We start from the raw sequence: 21,051 nt of genomic DNA on the forward strand, positions 1-21,051 counted from the left end.
AAACATGTTTAAAGATTTTTTTAGAAATCGTAATAAATACGTAACAGTTAAACGGGACAGAAATGGAGATGAAAAATTGCATAAATCAGAGGGTGTTTTCTCACCTCAGGGAAAAACTAAAGAGGGAGATCAACTCTGGATCAAGTGCGATTTCTGTCAAGAGATTATTTTTAATAAAAAATTGATGGAGAATCAGATGGTCTGCCCGGTCTGTGACTATCATTTTCGAGTTTCAGCTAGAGATCGTTTAAAATGGCTTTTAGATGAAGGGTCTTTTATTGAACTTTTCTCTGAAATTGTTTCGGATAACCCCTTGAATTTTAAGGGGTATTCTGAAAAATTGCAAAAGGCCCAAAAGGAGACCGGATTAAATGAAGCAGTGGTTACAGGGAGAGGAAAACTAAAAGGAATTCCTATTGCTATTGGGGTTATGGATTTTTCTTTTGCTGGTGGAAGTATGGGTTCTGCTGTAGGTGAAAAAGTTACCTCTTTAATAGAATATGCACTAAGCAAACGTTTGCCACTTATAATAATCTCCACTGCTGGTGGCGCCAGAATGCAGGAAGGAATGCTTTCTTTAATGCAGATGGCCAAGACAAGTGCTGCTCTGGCCAAATTTGATAGTGCGGGTTTACTCTATATTTCCATTTTAACAGATCCGACCAGTGGTGGGGTAACAGCGAGTTATGCCATGTTGGGTGATATTAACTTAGCAGAACCTGGTGCTTTGATAGCCTTTGCCGGTCCGCGGGTGATTAAGCAAACTATTAGACAGGAATTACCAGAAGGATTTCAGAAAGCAGAGTTTTTACTCGAACACGGAATGATAGATCGGGTTGTACATCGGCATAAGTTGCGGGATGAATTGTTCAGAATTCTTCAAATGCATAGATTGGTAGGTGAAGTAAGTTGACAATGAATATTTTAGAATTTGAACGCCCGATCTATGAGCTGGAGAAGAAGATTGAGGAATTAAGGGCCTTTATGGAAGAACAGAATATTGATCTTTCAGAGGAGATTCAACGGTTGGAAGAAAAATTGGTAGGGATAAGTGAGAATATTTATAATAATCTCCATCCATGGCAGATATTGCAGATTGCCCGTCATCCGGAACGTCCTCTCACCAGTGATTATATAGAGCTGATCTGTGATGATTTTATCGAGTTGCACGGAGATCGTCGATTTGGTGATGATCCGGCTATTATAGGCGGGATTGGCTTAATTGAAGGTAATCCTGTCACCATTATTGGGCATCAAAAGGGAAAAACTACCAAAGAAAATCTTAAGCGCAATTTCGGGATGGCTCATCCTGAAGGTTATCGGAAGGCTTTACGACTAATGAAGCAGGCTGAGAAATTCAATCGTCCTATTATAACTTTTATTAATACTCCGGGTGCTTATCCGGGGATAGGAGCTGAAGAGAGAGGACAAGCAGAGGCAATTGCAAGAAATCTTTTTGAAATGTCTAAGTTGAGAGTTCCAATTCTGGTTTATGTGATTGGTGAAGGAGGTAGCGGTGGCGCTCTGGGAATTGGTGTAGGGGATAAGATTATTATGTTTCAATTTAGTTATTACTCTGTCTGTTCACCTGAAGCCTGTGCATCAATTCTCTGGAGAAATGCTGCAGAAGCAAAAGCTGCTTCAGAAGCATTGCGTCTGACCGCTTCGGATCTTTTAGAATTGGGAATTGTGGATGATGTTTTAATAGAGCCCCGCGGAGGTGCTCATAAAGATCCGACTGGTATGGCTAAAACTTTAAAAGAATCAATCCTTAAAAACTTAAATGACTTAAGAAAACTTTCTAGAGAAGAATTGTTGGCTAGAAGGTATAATAAGTATAGAAAAATAGGTCAATTTTTGATGCAGCAACTCAATAAGAATAAAATGGAATAAAGGGGTGGTATAAATGATGAAAAAAATTGGAGTTTTAACCAGTGGAGGAGACTCACCTGGAATGAATGCAGCTATCCGTGCAGTAGTACGAACAGCTATTTTTCATGAGTTAGAGGTTGTTGGGATTCGCCATGGATATGCTGGTTTGATGAATGGAGATTTTCTTCCCATGGACAGAAGTTCAGTAGCCGATATTATTCATCGGGGAGGAACTATTCTTCTCTCAGCTAGAAGTGAAGAATTCAAGACTTTAGAAGGTCGGAAAAAAGCATATCAAAAGCTTCAGGATGAAGGAATTGAGGGACTTGTAGTTATTGGGGGAGATGGTTCTTTTAGGGGCGCAAAAAAATTAGCAGAAGAATTTGATTTCCCCGTAATTGGAGTCCCTGCTACCATTGATAATGATATTCCCTGTACTGACTATTCCATTGGTTTTGATACAGCAATGAATACCGTAATTGATGCTATAAACAAAATCCGCGATACTGCAACAAGTCATGAGCGGACCTTTGTTGTGGAAACTATGGGACGCCATGCTGGATTTTTGACTTTAATGTCTGGTCTTGCTGGTGGTGCTGAGTCGATATTAATTCCGGAAATGCCTTTTGATATTGATGATGTTATTGAAAAACTAAAACACGGTTATGCACGGGGCAAATTGCATAGTATTATTCTGGTTGCAGAAGGAATCGGAGATGACTTTAAGACTAACCGTGATATAAATGAAAGTAAAGCTTTTGCTATTGGTAAAATAATTCAAGAAAAGACAGGATTTGAAACCAGAGTAATCATATTAGGTCACCTTCAACGCGGTGGTTCTCCAACAGCTTTGGATCGGATTTTAGCCAGCCGGTTGGGTGCAAAAGCTGTGGAACTTTTGCTTGCCGGTGAAAAAGGCAAAATGGTAGGTATTATTCATGATGAAGTAAAAGCTTTTGATATAGAATATGCTTTGAACCAAAAGAAAGAGCTGAATGAAGATATTTATCATCTTGCTCATATTTTATCATTATAAATTATTTTAATTTAAACTCTTTATTGAAGTGATATATTATCTTTTTATAAGGTTAATATATTAAAAAGAGTGGTGGGAGTGATTAAAAAGATGAGAAGGACTAAAATTGTTTGTACTATTGGACCTGCTAGTGAGAGTAAAGAAGTTTTAAAGGAATTGATAAAAGCTGGTATGAATGTTGCCCGTTTGAATTTTTCTCATGGTAGTCATGAAGAACACGGAAGAAGAATTAAAAGAATCCGTGAGGCTGCTAAGGAGTTGGGTGTTAATGTTGCAATTATGCTGGATACCAAAGGTCCGGAGATTCGGAGCGGTATCCTGAAAGAAGATAAGGTAGAACTTGTAAAAGGACAGAAGTTGATTCTTACTACTGAGGAGATTGAAGGAGATGCTAATCGGGTTAGTGTAAGTTATAAGAATCTGCCTAATGATCTTTATGAAGGAGCACGAATTCTGGTTGATGATGGATTGATTGAGCTTAAAGTTGAGAAGATCTACGAAAATGAGATCCATACTGTTGTTATTAATGGAGGAATTTTAGGTTCCCGTAAAAGTATTAATCTGCCGGGAGTTAAGATAAATCTGCCTGCTTTAACTCAAAAGGATATTGATGATCTTAAGTTTGGAATTGAACAGGGTGTAGATTTTATTGCAGCATCTTTTGTGCGTAAAGCTGCAGATGTTTTAGAAATTCGCCGTATTTTAGAGGAAGCAGGAGCTGATATTCATATTATTTCTAAAATTGAAAATGCTGAAGGTGTAGAAAATATTGATGAAATCATTAAAGTATCTGATGGAATTATGGTTGCCAGAGGAGATCTGGGGGTTGAAATTCCTGCTGAACAGGTACCAATTGTTCAGAAGATGATTATTCGTAAGTGTAATAAAGCAGGTAAACCGGTTATTACTGCTACTCAGATGCTGGATTCCATGATCCGTAATCCGCGTCCGACACGTGCAGAAGCCAGTGACGTAGCTAATGCAATTTTTGACGGTACAGATGCTACAATGCTTTCTGGTGAAACTGCTGCTGGTTCTTATCCTGTTGAGGCAGTTAAAATGATGGCACGAATTGCTGAACGGACTGAGTCTTCTCTCAGTTTCGAGGAAATTCTTGCTAATTTTGATACTCCTGAAGCAACTACTACTGATGCCATCAGTTATGCTACCTGTAATATTGCATTAGACTTAGGTGCTGCTGCTATAATAACTTCTACCCGTTCCGGTTATACTGCACGGGCGGTTTCCAAATATAGACCTAAGTCACCTATTATTGCAGCTACTCCGAATGAATCAGTTTTGCGTAAATTATTACTTGCTTTTGGAGTTTATCCGATTCTTGTTCCGGAAACATCTACAACTGATGAAATGATTGAAGTTTCTGTAAATGGAGCTTTAGAACAGGGATTAATTAACGAGGGTGACCTTGTGGTTATCACTGCTGGTACTCCAGTAGGTGTACCGGGAACTACTAATTTATTAAAAGTACATGTTGCAGGAAAAGTATTGGTACGCGGTACCGGTATTGGTAAAACAGCAAAAACTGGGCGTGTGGTTATTGCCAATAATGCCAAGGAAGCTATTGAAAAGGTGAAAGAAGGAGATATTCTGGTTGCTTATGAAACAGATCGGGAATGGATGCCTGCTATTGAGAAGGTAGTGGCAATTATTACCGAACGGGGCGGTCTGACTTCCCATGCGGCTATTGTGGGTCTTAATCTAGGAATTCCAGTAATTGTCGGTGCAGAAGATGCAATGTCAATTCTTGAAGATGAGATGGTTGTAACGGTAGATTGTATTCGCGGCCAGGTCTATAGAGGTAAAGCAACAGTTTTATAATCTTCAGTTCTGCCCTTTCTGTAAGTAATTGCAGAAAGGGCTATTTTATTTTAATTCTATTTAACCGTTCCATAGCATAAAATAAAAGAAGGTGGATTAGCGAAAGGGGGCATTTTTGTGTTTATACGCTTGTTATTAATCTTTTCGATTATTCCACTGATAGAATTGGCTTTGTTAATAAAGGTAGGTGGTTATCTTGGAATTATACCTACCATTATTTTAGTAGCAGGTACTGGTGTGGTTGGGGTATCTCTGGCCCGTTCTCAGGGGTTTCAATTAATTCAGGAGTTAAAATTAACTCTTAAAAGAGGGGAGCTACCAGCAGATCACCTTATTCAAGGGTTATTAATCTTGATAGGAGCAGCTATGCTTCTTACCCCAGGTTTACTGACTGATACTGTTGGATTTCTTTTGATTATCCCACCAACTCGTCGTTTCACTGCCAGTTATGTTAGAAGAAAAATACGTAAATGGATTGAAAAGGGTAAGCTCCATATCAGTTATGATGAATATCGGAATCCTTATGGAACCGATGATTATAATTATGAGGATTCAATTGATGTCGATTTTGAGGAAAAATAAAAAGATTAAACTGCAAAAATTTAATTTTGAATGACATAGAAATTTTTCGTTAAACCATCTTAGTGAGATTTCAGTCGAAATCAGGCCTCATCACGGGATGTGATGGGGCCTGATTTCGATTGAAATTGAACTTTAGATGGTTCGAAAAATTTCTTCTGACATAAAAAAAGAAATTAAGCACTCAAAGTACGGATTTCTTTGGGAGAGAGTTTTCGTAAGATGAATTCAAATCCACAGGTTTCTATTGAGACATTTTTACGGAGAAAATGTGCATCCATTGTGTCAAATCCCAGCTTAAAGGGGATATTTAAACAATCTACCACTTGACCGTTTTCAGTATGGCTTCCTTTAATAACAATTGAACCAAGCTTTTCTTTGCGCTTTAATCCCAGACGGCGACAAAGGCCTTTATCTTCTAAAGGTCGGATTTGTAAATCTTTGACCTGAACTGAAAAATTGGAGAGGATTAGGCCATCTTTTTTTACCTGGATTTGAATCCATTTGCCTTTATATAAATGATGAAGCTGATCAAAAATCTCATCAAAAGTTTTTGTGATTTTCATATGCATCACTCCTGTTATAAAAATATGTCCTGACACATATCAGTATTACCCCAAATAGTTTTATCTAAACATTGAATCCAAAAAAATTTTGTTCATTGTTTAATTTTTTTAATGTGATGGTTAAACTGCAAAAAGCTAATTTTCGCTTCTTGAAAAATTTTTCGAACCATCTAAAGCTTGGTTTCCACCGAAATAAGGTTTCCTAATCAAAGGGCCCTTCTGGCCTTTGATTAGCTCATCACCTCCTGTGATGAGGCCTTATTTTATCGGAAATCTCGCTAAGATGGTTTGGCGAAAAATTTCTATGTCGCTCAAAATTAGCTTTTTGCAGTATAATTTTATTGTTATAAAAATGTCGATTAAATTTCTATAATAATGCAGGAACCCAAAAAATTATATTTAATATATTTAATAGTACTTACAGGAAAAATGGAGGGTTAGATTATGGAAAGGAATATACTGAAAATAGATTTGGCAGATGATGCAGATGTAAGTAATCTTTCAAAAATAAAAACCTTATTGTATCATCATTTACAGCATAAACCCAGTCCTCCGCTGATTGGAAAACTATATTTGAACCAGGGCCTGGTTTATTGCAAAATTAAAAATTACCCTCTAGCTCATGAAGCCTGGGAAAAAGCCGCCAGTTATTTTAAAGATTTCAGTGATCCCTTTAATCTTGCATTAACCTATTATTATCAAGGACTCCTTTTTTCAGAAGAAGAGGAGGTAGTTAAGGCTCTTGAAAAATGGAATCAGGTGTTGGTACTTTTATCTGATGACCAGGAAGAGAAGGCTCTGCTCAAATGTCAAACTCTTTATCAGATTGGTAAAACTTTGCTGGAGATTGGTGAGCTGGAGCGGGCAAATGAATATTTAAAAAAAGGGGCCAGAATCGCAAAACAGGGGAAGTATATCTATGAGGAGGCATTGATAACCCAGGAACTGGCCCGGGTTTGGGTTAAGATGGGAGAATGGAATAGGGCTTTGCAATTATATTATAAAACTATTGCTAAGTGGAAAGAATTAAAGGAAGAACGGCGGATTGGGATGGTATTAGATGATCTGGGTTATTTATATTGCCAGCTGGGAGATGTTAAAAAAGCGATTAATGCTTTTAAATATAGTTTACGGATACAAAAAAAATATCAGGATGAAGATTTGTCTCAAACTTTACTTCAACTGGGAAGGTTATATCTAAGGATTGATCCAGAGAAAACTAAATATTATTGTCAGGAGATTATTAAAATTCTTTTAGAGGAATTGGGTTATCGATTTACAGAAGCCCAGGAAAAACAACTTGCCCATGTTTTTTTTCTGATGGGATTGTATTGTCGGGAGAAAAGTGATAGAAAGAATATGCTTATGTTTTTAAAGCAAAGTCTTTCTATTTATAAAAAATTCCACATGGAAGCTCAATGGTATGAAGTATATAAAATTTATAAAAAATATGCTCAGTCAAAGATAGAAGAAAGATTTAACGAAGCAAAGGAACTGGTGAATCAATTGGTCCATCATGAAAAACTTCGTTTACATAAATTTATTGGTTAATATATGATTATACTGCACAAAGCTAATTTTGAGCGGTATAGAAATTTTTCGCTAAACTATCTTAAGTGAGATCGAACTTTAGATGGTTCGAAAAATTTCTTCTGAAGCGAAAAATTAGCTTTGTGCAGTAAAATAAGATTACATGTCCGGAGGGCATTTTGAGCTTGTTGACAAACCTTTCTTTTTTAAAGATTTGCCTGTGCACTGCCAGAAAAACTAAATATAATTTCTGAAGCGTATAAGTCAAGGCTTAAAGCCAGGAGGGCAGAAGCCTTGACTTTTAAGGACGCGTAGCCAGGATGGCGGAGCGTCCGGTAGCGGAGAAAATTATATTTAGTTTTTCTGTTCCTCTGTGGGAGTAAGTTATGTGCACCTCTTCTTTTTCAACAGCCTGACATGCCCGAAGGGCATTTTGTTTTATTATCCCTCTTCCACCAACTGATCAACCGGAACTTCAATGATGTTGTTTGATGTAGCAGGCATTTTTACCTGTGCTGTATTTTTGCTAGCATTTAAATTGGTAATCCAGACCTTTGTTCCTTTGTAAGTAACATCAATTGTTTCAGGGGAATTTAAAATCTCCTGTGCTCTTTCAAACTTCATTTATTTACATCTCCTTTCTATCTTTATATTTAGTTTGTCTTAATTTAGAAAAAAAATTCACTCCTAATATTTACCATCTATTTTTGCAAGGTAAAACTGTCCTCTTTGGTGAATTTATAAGCAGGGTAGAAAGGAGGGGTTACAATGCGTGAAATATTAATTAGTTTACTTATGGTAATAGTATTGGCGTTAACTGGTCCTGTAGAGAAGGTTATAGGATCAATTGAGGTAAAGGTTAATGATATTAACCAGGTTCAGGGAGAAGTTTTAATGGTTCAGGTATCTGGTGAAACCTCTCCACCTTATGGGACATTTCTAGGAAGAGAATTAAATTTTCAGTCTTATCAAGATGGATGGATTGCTCTTATCGGAATCTCTTACTGGACTGAACCTGGAACATATCCTTTATGGATTAAATTATCTAATGGTAAGGAGATTGAACAGTCAATCCGGGTTCATAAAGGGGATTTTAAAGAAAGCCATTTGACCATTTCAAAAGAAAAAGCAAAATTAGTCAACCCGTCTTTTAAAGATAAGGCTATAATTGAGCGGAAAGCTAGAGATAGGGAACGGATAAAAGAAGCCTATAATCAGAGTGAGCCTTTCCCTTTGTGGAATGGGCCATTTATTCGGCCAGCGGAGGGACGGATTACTACAGGTTATGGTTATACAAGATATGTAAATGGTAAGTTAAGTAATCGTCATTCGGGTTTGGATATAGCTAATGCTGTTGGAACTCCTATATATGCTGTCAATGATGGAATTGTCCGGCTTGCAGAAGAGTTATTGGTTACCGGGAATACAATTATAATTGATCATGGAGCGGGTTTATATTCCAGTTATAGTCATCTTAGTGAACTGTTAGTTGAAGAAGGTGAGATGGTGAAAAAAGGACAAATTATCGGTAAAATGGGCAGTACAGGGTTTTCTACCGGTAGTCATCTCCATTGGGTAATGAAAATTGGTGATGTTTATTTAAATCCGGAGCAATTTGTAGGGACAGATCTTTTTCAGGAGCTAGATTTTGTTATTCCGTAACCTGATATATTGATGAAGAGCAGTTATAATTTAATGTATGATTTTACTGCAAAAAACTAATTTTGAGTACCATAGAAATTTTTCGTTTAACCATATTAGTGAGATTTCAGTCGAAATAAGGCCTCATATGAGGATGTGATGAGCTAATCAAGGGCCAGGAGGGCCCATTGATTAGTGTGTCTTATTTCGACTGAAATCGAACTTTAGATGGTTCGAAAAATTTCTTTTGAAGCGAAAAATTAGCTTTTTGCAGTTTAATCATGTATTAAAAGTAAGGATTGAAAGCAGTTTCCATATGGAAGCTGCATTTTTATTTTTTTCATTAAAATGTCATTTTTATATTGACAAGTATCTAAATGAATGATAAAATTTAATTAGATAATTATATAAATAAATTATTCGAGTCAGTTTGATGTGAGCAGGATGTAAATTTACTCAAGAGGGGTGGTTTGATGGAATTGAAAAAACTTGAGGATATCTTTAAGGTTTTGGGTAATGAATCGAGGCTTAAAATTCTTAGCCTTTTGTTAAAGAAAAATTATTGTGGTGAAGAGCTGGCGCAGATGTTAAATCTTTCATCTGCGACTATATCCCATCATATGAAAAAGTTAGAGGATGCGGGATTGGTGATAGCCAGAAAAGAGCAGTATTATACTTATTACTTTGTAAATGATCAGATTCTATCGGAACTTAACTTATCTGAGGTTCTTAAGACTCAAGGCTTAAGGGATGAAGAGGTAGATAAATGGCATTCTGAATATCAGCAAAAGATTATTAAAGATTTTTTTGATTCACAGGGGAAGTTGAAGTCTATCCCAAGCCAACGTAAAAAAAGGGAAGTTATTTTACAGAAAATTGTCGAAGCTTTTGAGCCTAACCGGAGGTATTCAGAACAGGAAGTTAATTTGATACTGGCCCGATTCCATGATGATTTTTGTACTTTAAGGCGGGAACTTATCGGGTATAAATTGATGGAGCGGAAAGATGGTCATTACTGGAGAGTAATAACTGAAATAAATAGGTCAAAAGAAGAGTTTACTTTAGAAGATTTAATTCGTGTGATGAAGGCTGAAAGAGATAAGTTGAAGCCTGATGAAAAGGTTAAAAAAATTGCTTCTTATCATCGAATTCAGAATTCTCCGGGTATTGATGCTGCTATTAATGAGATGGCCAATGAACTTTCAAAATATGGAATAACCACCCAAATTAAGTGTTTTAAATCAGATGATCGAACCTTTTACCAAGACTATCTGGCCCCTGGTGGCTGGCTTGCTCATAAAGGGCAGTTACGTTTAAAAGAAACCGGTGAAGTTCTGGCTGATTATGAAATAAATCCGATTCAACTGATTCAGCGTAGTTGTTCAACCGATGGTAAAGAAGAGTTGGAAGTTTATGTAGTTGATGATCTAGAGCAGGTACTTAAAGAGAAACCTGATTTAACCGGTAAGATTCTTCTTACAGATCAGAATGTGCATAAGATTAAAGATCTGGTTCATGATCCACTAGGAGCCAGGGGAATTATTTTTGATGGAATGCGTCCGGTGCCTGGGCGTAACTTAGAAGAGATGAAAGATGCACGTCAATATACATCTTTCTGGTGGAGTGGAGATGAAAAACGTACTTTTGGATTTGTTATCTCTCCTGCACTTGGTAAAAGGTTGAGAGACCAGATTAGAGCAGGAAAGCAGGTTAAAGTAGAATGTGAGGTTGAGGCTCAGTTTTTAGATCAACCTTTAAAAGTACTCCATGCGCGGATCCCTGGTAAAACTGATGAAAACCTGCTTATGGTTGCACATATTTGTCATCCGTATCCTTCCGTAAATGATAATGCTTCAGGTGCAGGAGCAGCAGTAGAAGTAATGCAGTTTTTGAATAGAATGATTCAGGAGAAAAAGATTCCCAGGCCGGATCGGGGAATTGAGTTATTGTTAGTACCTGAGTTTAGTGGTACCTTTGCCTTTCTGGATCATTACTTAGAGACCGGTAATTATCTGGCTGGAATTAACCTGGATATGGTAGGAGAAAACCAGGATAAATGTGGTAGTACGCTCCAGGTAGTAGCTCCACCTATAAGTTTGCCAGGACTAACTGGAGATTTACTATACTATATTTTAAAACAGGTAACAGATGAAGATAAAATTCGTTTGAAAAAAGTTCCTTTTATGGGTGGCAGTGACCATGCAATTCTTTCAGATCCTACAGTTGGAATTCCATGTCCTATGTTAATTCAGCAGCCTGATAGGTATTACCATACAGATCAAGATACTCTGGATAAGCTTGATCCGATAATTTTAAAAGATGTTACTGTTGCGACAGCAATTTACCTCTACTATTTGGCTAATGCTCATCTGGCTGAGGTTCAAGAGATTATGGAAATTTATAAACAGGGCTTTCTTGAAATGGTTAAATCCCAGATTGAAGAAGTGCTTCAGCGGGCCCAGGAAGAAAATTTACCCAACAATGTTTTTGCTTACTGTAACCGTTGGGTTATTAAAATTTCAGATTGCTATATTCAGGCTATAGATTATTTTAAAAAATATATTAAGGCTGACGAGTTTAATTATTTCCAGAAACTTAATGCAGAATGGCAGAAAAGTTATCAGGTTGAACGGAGTAAGTTAATGAAAGAGATGAACAAAGCTTTAAGGGAATTGGTTAAAGTCAAACCTGAGTTGGCGAAGAACATGTGCCAGCGTAATTTAAGTCAACTAGAGCGGAAGTTGACTCAATTGGTTCCAGAACGTAAGTACTGGGGATTTAGTACATTGACTCAGAAGCGCCATTTAGTAGAAAAGAAGCGATTAATTGATCTCTGGCGGATAATAGAGAAAGATAACTTAGATATTCCTGTTCTGGCACAGTATTGGGCAGATGGTCAACGAAATCTCTTTGAAATTATGGAGTTAGTGGAGCTAGAGACAGGACAGCGTGAAGTAGAATTTATTTACGATTTCTTTAGATTTTTAAAAGATGTAGGTTCTATTGAACTTCATGAACGGAGAAAAAATAGAAGGTTAGATAGCTAGAAGAATTTTCTTCTAGCGTTTTTTTATATTCAAGATGAAAAGAAATTAACTTATAGAACTTATTTTTACCCAGATAAATCTATGTTCTCAAAAAAAGTGCAACTTGACACAAAATGAAACAGTTTGTTATAATAAATTGAAAAATTAAACATAGATTTAATAAAGATGTATCTATTTTTTGTTCTAAAAGTTAAATGGGGATGGAATAATGATAGAGGAACTAAATGTCATTCTATGTTAAAGCCTAAGGGGTTGGTTAAATGTTATCTGGTCAATTAAATAATAGTGTCAAAGATATTATGAATACTGATGTATTGACGGTAACTGCTGATACCATTTTGAGAGATTGTATAAAATTGATGCTTATAAATAATAAAGGTGAAATACTTGTAATTGATGAAAAAAGACATTTAAAAGGGCTTTTGACATTTACTGATGTTGCCAGGATTATGAAGGAGGAAAAAAATGGATTTGATAAAAGTGTTAAATATTATATGCGAAAAGATATTTTAACCATTGGGCCTAATGAAAAGGCTATCAAAGCCAAGAATATAATGAAAAATCGGGGAATTGGGAGACTTCCTGTTGTTAAAAATAAAAAATTAATTGGTATTATCAGAATTATTGATATTTTGGATAAAATTTATAGTAGGATTGAGGAAGAAAGTGCTAGTCTTGCTTTAATTTTAAACAACTTACATGAAGCAGTATGTGTGGTAAATACAGAAGGAATTGTAGTGTTATGGAGTAAAAAATCGGAAAAACTTTATGGCGTCAAAGCTGAGCAGATTGTAGGAAATAAACTAGAAGATTTTTTCCCAAATGCTCTTTTACTCAAAGTTCTCAAGGACAAAAAACCTATAGAAAATATTTATCATAGTCCCAGGGAAGGAAGTTATGTGATAATTAGTGCTATCCCCTTATTTATAAATGGAGAATTTGTGGGAGCTGTATCTACTGATAGAGATGTAACAGAAGTGACAAATTTAACTCTTGAATTAGAAAAAACAAAGGACAAGTTAGAATTATTACAGGAAGAGGTAAATAAAATTAATGAAGATAAATATTCCTTTGGCATTATACTTGGTAAAAGCAAAGTGATAAAAGAAAAAATAGCCAGGGCCAGAAGAGTTGCACGAACTAATAGTAGTGTTTTAATTACTGGAGAGAGTGGAACTGGAAAGGAAGTATTTGCTAGAGCAATTCATCAGGCAAGTGGAAGAAAAGGACCTTTTGTAGCTGTAAATTGTAGTGCAATTCCTGAAAACTTATTTGAGAGTGAAATGTTTGGATATGTAGGAGGAGCTTTTACTGGAGCTTTAAAAAAAGGTAAAGTAGGAAAGTTTGAATTAGCTAATGGAGGTACTTTATTTTTAGATGAAATTGGAGATATGCCTATGTATATGCAGGTGAAACTCCTCCGGGTACTTCAGGAAAAAAAGATTGTACGAGTGGGAAGTGAGAAAGATATTGATGTCGATGTAAGAATTATTTCTGCAACACATCGTGATTTAAGAGCTATGGTAAAGGAAAATCTTTTTAGAGAGGACCTTTATTATAGGCTTAATGTGGTAAGTATTGAATTACCTGCTTTAAGAGAAAGAAAAGAAGATATTCCCATTCTGTTAAGACATTTCATTTGTGAATTTTGTAAAGAAAATAATATATCTGTTCCTAAACTTAAGCCCGAAGTGTTAGCGGTGCTTATGAGTTATAGTTGGAAAGGAAATATAAGAGAATTGAAAAATACAGCAGAACATCTGGTTGTATTTTCAAAAAATGGTGAAATAAGATTGGATAGTGTGCCTGAATATATACTTGAGCAGACAATTGGGGAAGATGATAGAGAACCAGTTTTTGATTTGCAAAAAGCAGTTGAAAGGACAGAAAAAGAGATAATAAGAAAAGTTATGAAAATGGTGGAAGGTAATAAAAGTAAAGCAGCAAAATTGCTTAATATACCTAGAAGTACTTTATATTACAAATTAAAATATTATAATATGAAGGATTTATTGTAAATTTACTGATACTATATTTTTTATTTATTTAATTTCAGTGTCAGTGTAATGACAAAGTGTCATTATGCTGACATTTTATTTTTTTTATCCAAATATAAGCGCTAATTATTGAAATAACAAGAATTTTGAGAATATATGTTTATAAATAGATATTATAAATGCTAAATTAGTGTCAGTACATTAACACTAAATAATATTTGCTTATTTTTTATCTGTTAAACAGATATATTATAAAAAAATTATGATGTTTATCAACTTTAGGATATCAACAATTTTTGAAGCAAAATCAAATTTTAATCATTTAAAATATTAAGTTGGCACACTCCTTGCAAATAAATTTAAGTGAAAGGTTTTTAGGCAAGGAGGTGAACAAATGGAAATTAAAATTCTGTTAAAGCAACATGTAGGTGTCCCTTGTAAGCCAATAGTTGCAGTAGGTGATGAGGTTAAAAAGGGGCAGTTGATTGCAGAACCTCAAGGGTTGGGGGCTAATATACATTCCAGTGTTTATGGATTAATTACTGAGGTAAGTGAAAATTTTATCAAAGTAAAACCTCATGAAAATCAGCCCGATGAATATGTAAAGTTAAAAGAAAGTGATAATAAATTAGAACTTATCAAAGAAGCAGGTATTGTAGGAGCAGGTGGGGCTGGATTTCCGACTCATGTGAAATTAGATGTAAATTTGCAGGGTGGGTATGTAATAGCAAATGGAGCTGAATGTGAACCTTTGTTGGCACATAATTTAAAGTTAATGGAAGAACACCCTGAGATTATAGTAAGAGGATTAAAGTATATAAAAGAGATTACAAATGCTTCTAAGGGTTATATTGCAGTAAAAGAAAAATATAAAAAAGCTGTTAAGGCTCTAAAAAAAGCATGTTCATTAGAAAAGGATATTGAACTAAAGCTTTTACCTGACATGTATCCTGCAGGAGATGAAAGGGTTATTGTCCGGGAGATTTTAGGAGTTGAATTGAAACCTGGACAATTGCCTTTAGAGGCTAATGCTGTGGTTCAAAATGTAGAAACTTTAAAGCATATTGTTAATGCCATTGAAAAAAGAAAGCCCTTTATAACAAAAGATTTGACTGTTGCAGGAAGAGTTAAAGATGCAAGAAATGGTAAGGTATTTTTTGATGTACCAATTGGTGAGCCTGTAGGAAAGTATATCAATCTCTGTGGAGGGTATATTGAACCCCATGGAGAGATTGTGTTGGGTGGACCTTTTACAGGAAAATCTGGAACTGAACAAACACCAGTTACTAAAACTCTTGGTGGAATTTTAGTTGCGATGCCGTTCCCTCAGGAAACAAGAAAGATGGGACTTTTGGTTTGTGAGTGTGGAGCCTCTGAAGAGCGACTTAGAGAAATCGCTGAATCTATGGGTTCTGAAGTAGTTGCGGTGGAAAAATGTAAAAGAATGGTTGAGGTAAATGGAAGATTTAGGTGTGAAAAGCCTGGAGTATGTCCGGGTCAGGCTGAAAAAGTTCTTGCTTTGAAAAATAAAGGGATAGAGGTTCTTTTGGTCAGTACCTGTGGTGACTGAACTAATACAGTTATGAATATCGCTCCTCGTGTAGGAGTGCCAGTTTATCATTGTACAGATCATGTGCTTAGAGCTGCAGGTATGAGACTTGTAAGAAGGCTTAATAAATAAATTATCAGCTTTATATAAAATAGGGAGGGAAGATAAATGTCTATTACTCCAGAAACAGCACAACAGCATAAAAATGATCCAGCTATTTTATGCTGTAGAACAGAAGCAGGAACAATTATTGAACCTGCTAACCTGGAGGATCCTGCAATTATTCCAGATTTAGAGGATTCCGGATTGCTGAAAGTTCCTGAAAACTGCTTAAAAATTGGACAGGTTTTAGGTGCTAAATTGGTTAAAACTGTTGATTCTTTAACTCCATTAACTCCAGACTTGCTGGAAGGAGTTAAAGATATTAAAGAAGAGAAAATAGAAGAAAAAGCTGTAGCAGAAGAAGTAGTAGAAAATGATGTTAATAAAGAGGCAGCACCAGTTATACAGACCACAGGCGGTATGGTCAAAATTTATATTGGTGAAGGTAAAAATATCAATCTTGAGTTTCCACTTGGACTGGTTGGTGGTAATATTCAGACTCCAGAATTTAGGACTTCAAAAGTTGAGCCAGTTCAGAGTGCAGAGCCTATAAAAGTTGAAGAAAAACCAAAAGAAGAACCAAAAGTAGTAAGAAAGCTTGTTAAAAAGTATTTCAAAATTGATAAAGTAGAGTTTGGTCCAGAAACAAAAATTGATGGAACTACCCTTTATATCAGAGAAGATATTTGTGACGATGCTGTGAAAGCTGACGAATTAGTTTGTTCAATTAAAGTAGATATTATTACCCCAGAAGATTATGGCAAATATAGTGAAACCATTATGGATGTTCAACCAATTGCTACCAAAGAAGGAGACAGCAAACTTGGTAGTGGTGTTACCAGAGTAATTGATGGTGTAGTAATAGTAGTTACTGGAACTGATGAAAATGGAGTCCAGATTGGTGAATTTGGTTCTTCTGAGGGTATTCTTGAAAGAAATATTATGTGGGGTAGACCAGGTGCACCAGATAAAGGTGAAATTTTCATTAAGACTGAGGTAGTTATCAAAGAAAATACAAATATGGAAAGGCCAGGACCTCTAGCTGCTCATAAAGCTACCGACTATATCACTCAAGAAATCAGAGAAGCTTTAAAGAAAGCTGATGAGAGCCTGGTTGTGAAAGAAGAAGAGTTTGTTCAATATAGAAGACCTGGTAGAAAGAGAGTAGTAATAATTAAAGAAATTATGGGCCAGGGTGCTATGCATGATAATATTATTCTGCCTGTAGAGCCAGTAGGAATTGTCGGTGGTAAGCCAAATGTTGACCTTGGTAATATACCTGTAGTCTTGTCACCATTGGAAGTATTGGATGGTGGAATTCATGCTCTAACATGTATTGGTCCTGCATCCAAAGAAACTTCTAGACATTACTGGAGAGAACCTCTTGTACTTGAAGTTATGAATGATCCAGAATTGGATCTTGTAGGAGTTATCTTTGTTGGTTCACCTCAGGCTAATTTAGAGAAATTCTATGTATCTGAAAGATTAGGTATGTTGGTTGAAGCATTGGATGTAGATGGAGCTTTCATTACTACTGAGGGTTTTGGAAACAACCATATAGATTTTGCAAGTCACCATGAACAGGTAGGTAAAAGAGGCGTAGCTGTTGTAGGTATGTCTTTCTGCGCTGAACAAGGTGCACTGGTTGTTGGTAATAAATATATGAAGAATATGATTGATTTGAACAAATCAGAGCAAGGTATTGAAAATGAAATTCTGGCGAACAACACATTATGTCCAGAAGATGCAATTAGAGCTGTTGCAATGTTAAAAGCAGTTATGGCTGGAGAAGAAATTAAGGCTCCAGAAAGAAAGTATAATCCAAATGTTAAAATGAACAACATTGATCTAATTGAAAGCCAAACTGGTAGAAAAATTGATCTGGTACCAAATGAGCAGATATTGCCAAAGAGCAAGAAAAGAAGAGAAATTTATGAACCTGAAGATGAATAAGAAAAAGGTGATTTAATGAAATATGGTGACAAAATTATAGATATGCGAGGCATAGTGGTAGAGGTCCATGAAGGTTCCATTTCCATTGATTTAAAAGGAAGATTAGGATTTTTAAAAGTTCCTCTGCGGATGGTCATATCTGATCACCCGATTAAGGTGGGCCAGGAAGTCGGATTTAAGATGAGTTTTATTGAAGTGTTGGGACCTGAGATCAATGAACACTATGTGAGCAATATTGAAAAACGAAATAGGAAAATGAAAAAGAAGGAGGATGAATAATGGCAGATTTAACAGTAGTTAAAGGTCTTCAGTCTGAGATTTATGTGCCTATAACTCCCCCGCCGGTTTGGGCTCCAGTTACAAAAGAGCTTAAAGATATGACCGTGGCACTGGTTACTGCAGCTGGTGTTCATTTAAAGTCTGATAAAAGGTTTAATCTTGCTGGTGATTTCACTTTCAGAAAAATTCCTGGGGATGTGTCATCCAGTGAGCTGATGGTGTCTCACGGTGGTTATGATAATGCTGATGTAAATAAAGATATAAACTGTATGTTCCCAATTGATCGACTCAGAGAATTAGCTGAGGAAGGATTCATTAAAAGTATAGCATCCACCCATATTGGTTTTATGGGCGGAGGTGGTGATCAGCAAAAATTCAAAGAAGAGACTGGTCCTGAAATTGCTAGAATCTTAAAAGAGGAAGGTGTAGATGCAGTTATACTGACTGCTGGCTGAGGTACTTGCCACCGCTCTGCCGTGATTGTGCAGAGAGCGATTGAGGAAGTTGGTATTCCTACTATCATTATTGCTGCTTTGCCTCCAGTAGTTAGACAGAATGGTGCTCCAAGAGCAGTTGCTCCAATGGTACCAATGGGTGCAAATGCAGGTGAACCAAACAATCCTGAAATGCAAAGAGGGATTGTCAAGGATGCATTAAAACAATTAGTAGAAATTGAGTCTCCTGGCAAAATTGTGCCATTACCTTATGAATATAATGCAAAAGTTTAGGTTGGTTTATCAAAATTGAGTCTACCTCTCCATTGAGGTAGACTCTAACCAACCTCATTAATTAGGTGGTGGACTATGAGTAATGAAGAAAAAATTTTAAGAAGATTAGTAATAAAGACATTTCATATTAATGATGTGAGGTTCGGTGAAAAATTTTCCATTGATAAACAAATTCTCACTATTTCTTTAGGTATGCTTGATAAAATTATCACAAATGAGGAGTTAATAAAGGATATTCAGGTTGAAATTATTCCACCTGGTGAACATGATAGATGGACAAATAGCATTATGGATATTATTCCTATCTCAACTAAGGTATTGGGTAAATTGGGTGAAGGGATAACTCATACACTTACTGGAGTTTATGTTATGCTAACTGGAGTTGATGAGGCAGGAAATCAAGTGGCTGAATTTGGTTCCTCAGAAGGAAATTTAAAGGACAAGCTTTATCTTAATCGAGCAGGTACTCCATCAGATCAGGATTTTATCATTTCATTTAATGTTACTTTAAAGGAAAAGGCAGGTTATAGTAGACCCGGGCCTGCAGCAGCTCATAGAGCCTGTGATATATTTATTCAACAAATTAGAAATGAATTGAAAAAAGTAGATGGACGGGGATGTACAGAAAAACATGTTTTCTATGATAAAATCAGGCCGGGTAAGAAAAAGGTTGCTATTGTTAAACAGATTGCAGGCCAGGGAGCAATGCATGATAATCTTATTTTACCAAATGAGCCAAGTGGTTTTCAGGGTGGGCGTTCAATAATAGATTTGGGTAATGTTCCTATTATTTTAACCCCTAATGAATATAGAGATGGTGCCTTACGGGCTATGACTTAAAGGGGGGTGAATCCATGGGAATTGGCCCATCAACTAAAGAGACTACATTACACCACTTTCGTGATCCACTTTTAGATGTGGTCTCAGCAGATGACGATATAGATCTGGTTGGTGTGATATTGGTGGGAACTCCTCAAGAAAATGAAGATAAGATGTTTGTGGGTAAGCGTGTTGCCAGCTGGTTAGAGGCAATGCGAGTAGATGGTGCTATCATTTCAGTGGATGGTTGGGGAAATAGCCATGTAGATTATGCAAATACAATTGAAGAGATTGGTAAACGTGGAATCCCGGTGGTAGGTCTTAGCTTTATTGGAACCCAGGCTCAGTTTGTAGTTACTAATCAATATATGGATACTATAGTGGATTTTAATAAATCAGAAAGGGGGATAGAGACAGAAGTTGTGGGCGAAAATAATGTGACAGCTTTGGATGCTAAAAAAGCTCTGGCTTTTTTAAAACTAAAGATGAGGGAGGGAAGTAAAAAATGAAATTTATTAAGAGTATTCATGCTATCGATTCTCATACAATGGGCGAACCAACAAGAATTATTGTAGGTGGATTACCTCCCATTCCGGGGAAGACTATGGCAGACAAAAAAAGATATTTAGAAACCAATATGGATCATATAAGAACTGCTGTAATGCATGAACCACGAGGCCATAACGATATGTTCGGTTCAATTATTACTCAGGCTACAACCGAAGAAGCAGATTTAGGAATTATCTTTATGGACGGCGGCGGATATCTGAATATGTGTGGACATGGTTCTATTGGAGCTGCTACTGTAGCAGTTGAATGTGGTATGGTAGAACCTAAAGAGCCCTATACAGAGATTAAAATGGAAGCTCCTGCCGGTTTAATAAAAGCCAGAGTTAAAGTAGAGAATGGAAAAGCTAAGGAAGTTTCAATTATTAATGTTCCATCATTCCTCTATAAAAAAGATGTGGAAATAGATTTGCCTGAAGTAGGAAAGATAACTCTGGATATTTCTTTTGGAGGTAGTTTCTTTGCAATAGTTAATGCAAAAGACCTGGGAGTTAAAGTGGATACAGCTAATATAGAGATTTTAACTAAGTTGGGTCTTAAGATAAAAGATATAGTAAATAAAACAGTAAAGGTACAGCACCCAGAGAAAAAGCATATCCGGAGTGTTGATCTGGTGGAGATTTATGATGACCCAACTAATCCTGAAGCTGATTATAAAAATGTAGTAATTTTTGGACGAGGTCAGGTTGACCGTTCGCCATGTGGAACTGGAACAAGTGCGAAGTTGGCAACTATGTTTGCCAAGGGACAAATTAAGGAAAATGAAGATTTCATTTATGAAAGTATTACAGGAACTACGTTTAGAGGTAGAATTATTGGTCAAACAAAAGTTGGGGAGTTTGATGCAGTTATTCCTGAAATAACAGGAAGTGCATATATTACAGGCTTTAATCACTTCGTTATTGACCCAGAGGATCCATTAAAATATGGTTTCAGTTTAAAATAAA

18 protein-coding genes are annotated in these 21,051 nt (G+C 36.2%); 16 read left to right on the forward strand and 2 right to left on the reverse strand.

What is annotated here, in order from left to right:
- The first annotated feature begins 4 nt into the window (after positions 1 to 4).
- From accD to BBF96_RS15570, 5 genes are all read left to right on the forward strand, one after another.
- The gene (gene accD, locus BBF96_RS15550) at positions 5 to 913 is read left to right on the forward strand and encodes an acetyl-CoA carboxylase, carboxyltransferase subunit beta (protein WP_127017984.1); all 909 of its coding nucleotides are present in this window, start codon (positions 5 to 7) and stop codon (positions 911 to 913) included.
- Positions 914 to 915: 2 nt separating this feature from the next.
- Complete coding sequence (locus BBF96_RS15555) at positions 916 to 1,893, forward strand: acetyl-CoA carboxylase carboxyltransferase subunit alpha (RefSeq protein ID WP_127017985.1); 978 nt, start codon at positions 916 to 918, stop codon at positions 1,891 to 1,893.
- A gap of 16 nt (positions 1,894 to 1,909) precedes the next feature.
- Positions 1,910 to 2,908 (forward strand): 6-phosphofructokinase, encoded by a 999-nt coding sequence (gene pfkA, locus BBF96_RS15560; RefSeq protein ID WP_127017986.1) that lies wholly within the window; start codon positions 1,910 to 1,912, stop codon positions 2,906 to 2,908.
- Positions 2,909 to 2,998: 90 nt separating this feature from the next.
- Positions 2,999 to 4,747 (forward strand): pyruvate kinase, encoded by a 1,749-nt coding sequence (pyk, locus tag BBF96_RS15565; protein ID WP_127017987.1) that lies wholly within the window; start codon positions 2,999 to 3,001, stop codon positions 4,745 to 4,747.
- Between the two features lie 117 nt (positions 4,748 to 4,864).
- On the forward strand, positions 4,865 to 5,329 hold the full coding sequence (locus BBF96_RS15570; protein WP_127017988.1) for an FxsA family protein: 465 nt from the start codon (positions 4,865 to 4,867) through the stop codon (positions 5,327 to 5,329).
- A gap of 173 nt (positions 5,330 to 5,502) precedes the next feature.
- Here the strand turns inward: BBF96_RS15570 and BBF96_RS15575 are convergent, their stop codons facing one another.
- Positions 5,503 to 5,892, reverse strand: a complete 390-nt coding sequence (locus BBF96_RS15575) for a hypothetical protein (protein WP_127017989.1) — start codon at positions 5,890 to 5,892, stop codon at positions 5,503 to 5,505.
- 444 nt (positions 5,893 to 6,336) lie between these two features.
- Between BBF96_RS15575 and BBF96_RS15580 the strand changes: the two genes are divergently transcribed.
- Positions 6,337 to 7,443 carry a tetratricopeptide repeat protein gene (locus BBF96_RS15580; protein ID WP_127017990.1) on the forward strand — a complete coding sequence of 369 codons (1,107 nt, stop codon included), beginning with the start codon at positions 6,337 to 6,339 and terminating at the stop codon, positions 7,441 to 7,443.
- Positions 7,444 to 7,863: 420 nt separating this feature from the next.
- Here BBF96_RS15580 and BBF96_RS15585 read toward each other — a convergent pair whose 3' ends face one another.
- Positions 7,864 to 8,046, reverse strand: a complete 183-nt coding sequence (locus tag BBF96_RS15585; protein WP_127017991.1) for an H-type small acid-soluble spore protein — start codon at positions 8,044 to 8,046, stop codon at positions 7,864 to 7,866.
- A gap of 144 nt (positions 8,047 to 8,190) precedes the next feature.
- Between BBF96_RS15585 and BBF96_RS15590 the strand changes: the two genes are divergently transcribed.
- From BBF96_RS15590 to BBF96_RS15635, 10 genes are all read left to right on the forward strand, one after another.
- Positions 8,191 to 9,084: a M23 family metallopeptidase gene (locus tag BBF96_RS15590; protein WP_127017992.1), complete on the forward strand. Its 894-nt coding sequence runs from the start codon at positions 8,191 to 8,193 to the stop codon at positions 9,082 to 9,084.
- A gap of 452 nt (positions 9,085 to 9,536) precedes the next feature.
- On the forward strand, positions 9,537 to 12,110 hold the full coding sequence (locus BBF96_RS15595) for a metalloregulator ArsR/SmtB family transcription factor (protein WP_127017993.1): 2,574 nt from the start codon (positions 9,537 to 9,539) through the stop codon (positions 12,108 to 12,110).
- A 260-nt stretch (positions 12,111 to 12,370) separates the two neighbouring features.
- Positions 12,371 to 14,128, forward strand: a complete 1,758-nt coding sequence (prdR, locus tag BBF96_RS15600) for a sigma-54 dependent transcriptional regulator PrdR (protein ID WP_127017994.1) — start codon at positions 12,371 to 12,373, stop codon at positions 14,126 to 14,128.
- A gap of 373 nt (positions 14,129 to 14,501) precedes the next feature.
- Positions 14,502 to 15,788, forward strand: coding sequence for a proline reductase-associated electron transfer protein PrdC (prdC, locus tag BBF96_RS15605; RefSeq protein WP_335876680.1), 1,287 nt, complete (start codon positions 14,502 to 14,504; stop codon positions 15,786 to 15,788).
- A 36-nt stretch (positions 15,789 to 15,824) separates the two neighbouring features.
- Positions 15,825 to 17,711, forward strand: a complete 1,887-nt coding sequence (gene prdA / locus BBF96_RS15610) for a D-proline reductase (dithiol) proprotein PrdA (protein WP_127017996.1) — start codon at positions 15,825 to 15,827, stop codon at positions 17,709 to 17,711.
- A 15-nt stretch (positions 17,712 to 17,726) separates the two neighbouring features.
- Positions 17,727 to 17,990, forward strand: coding sequence for a CBO2463/CBO2479 domain-containing protein (locus BBF96_RS15615; protein WP_127017997.1), 264 nt, complete (start codon positions 17,727 to 17,729; stop codon positions 17,988 to 17,990).
- Entirely contained in the window at positions 17,990 to 18,718 is a 729-nt protein-coding gene (gene prdB / locus BBF96_RS17020) for a D-proline reductase (dithiol) protein PrdB (RefSeq protein WP_127017998.1), read from the forward strand. The genes BBF96_RS15615 and prdB overlap by 1 nt, the downstream gene beginning before the upstream one ends.
- Before the next feature lie 75 nt (positions 18,719 to 18,793).
- On the forward strand, positions 18,794 to 19,558 hold the full coding sequence (gene prdD, locus BBF96_RS15625) for a proline reductase cluster protein PrdD (RefSeq protein ID WP_127017999.1): 765 nt from the start codon (positions 18,794 to 18,796) through the stop codon (positions 19,556 to 19,558).
- A 14-nt stretch (positions 19,559 to 19,572) separates the two neighbouring features.
- The gene (locus BBF96_RS15630; RefSeq protein WP_127018000.1) at positions 19,573 to 20,046 is read left to right on the forward strand and encodes a glycine/sarcosine/betaine reductase component B subunit; all 474 of its coding nucleotides are present in this window, start codon (positions 19,573 to 19,575) and stop codon (positions 20,044 to 20,046) included.
- Positions 20,043 to 21,050, forward strand: a complete 1,008-nt coding sequence (locus BBF96_RS15635) for a proline racemase (protein ID WP_127018001.1) — start codon at positions 20,043 to 20,045, stop codon at positions 21,048 to 21,050. Before BBF96_RS15630 ends, BBF96_RS15635 begins: the two co-directional genes overlap by 4 nt.
- The last annotated feature ends 1 nt before the right edge of the window (position 21,051 follow it).

Origin of the sequence: Anoxybacter fermentans, assembly GCF_003991135.1 — a bacterium.
In the GTDB taxonomy this organism is placed as follows: domain Bacteria; phylum Bacillota; class Halanaerobiia; order DY22613; family DY22613; genus Anoxybacter; species Anoxybacter fermentans.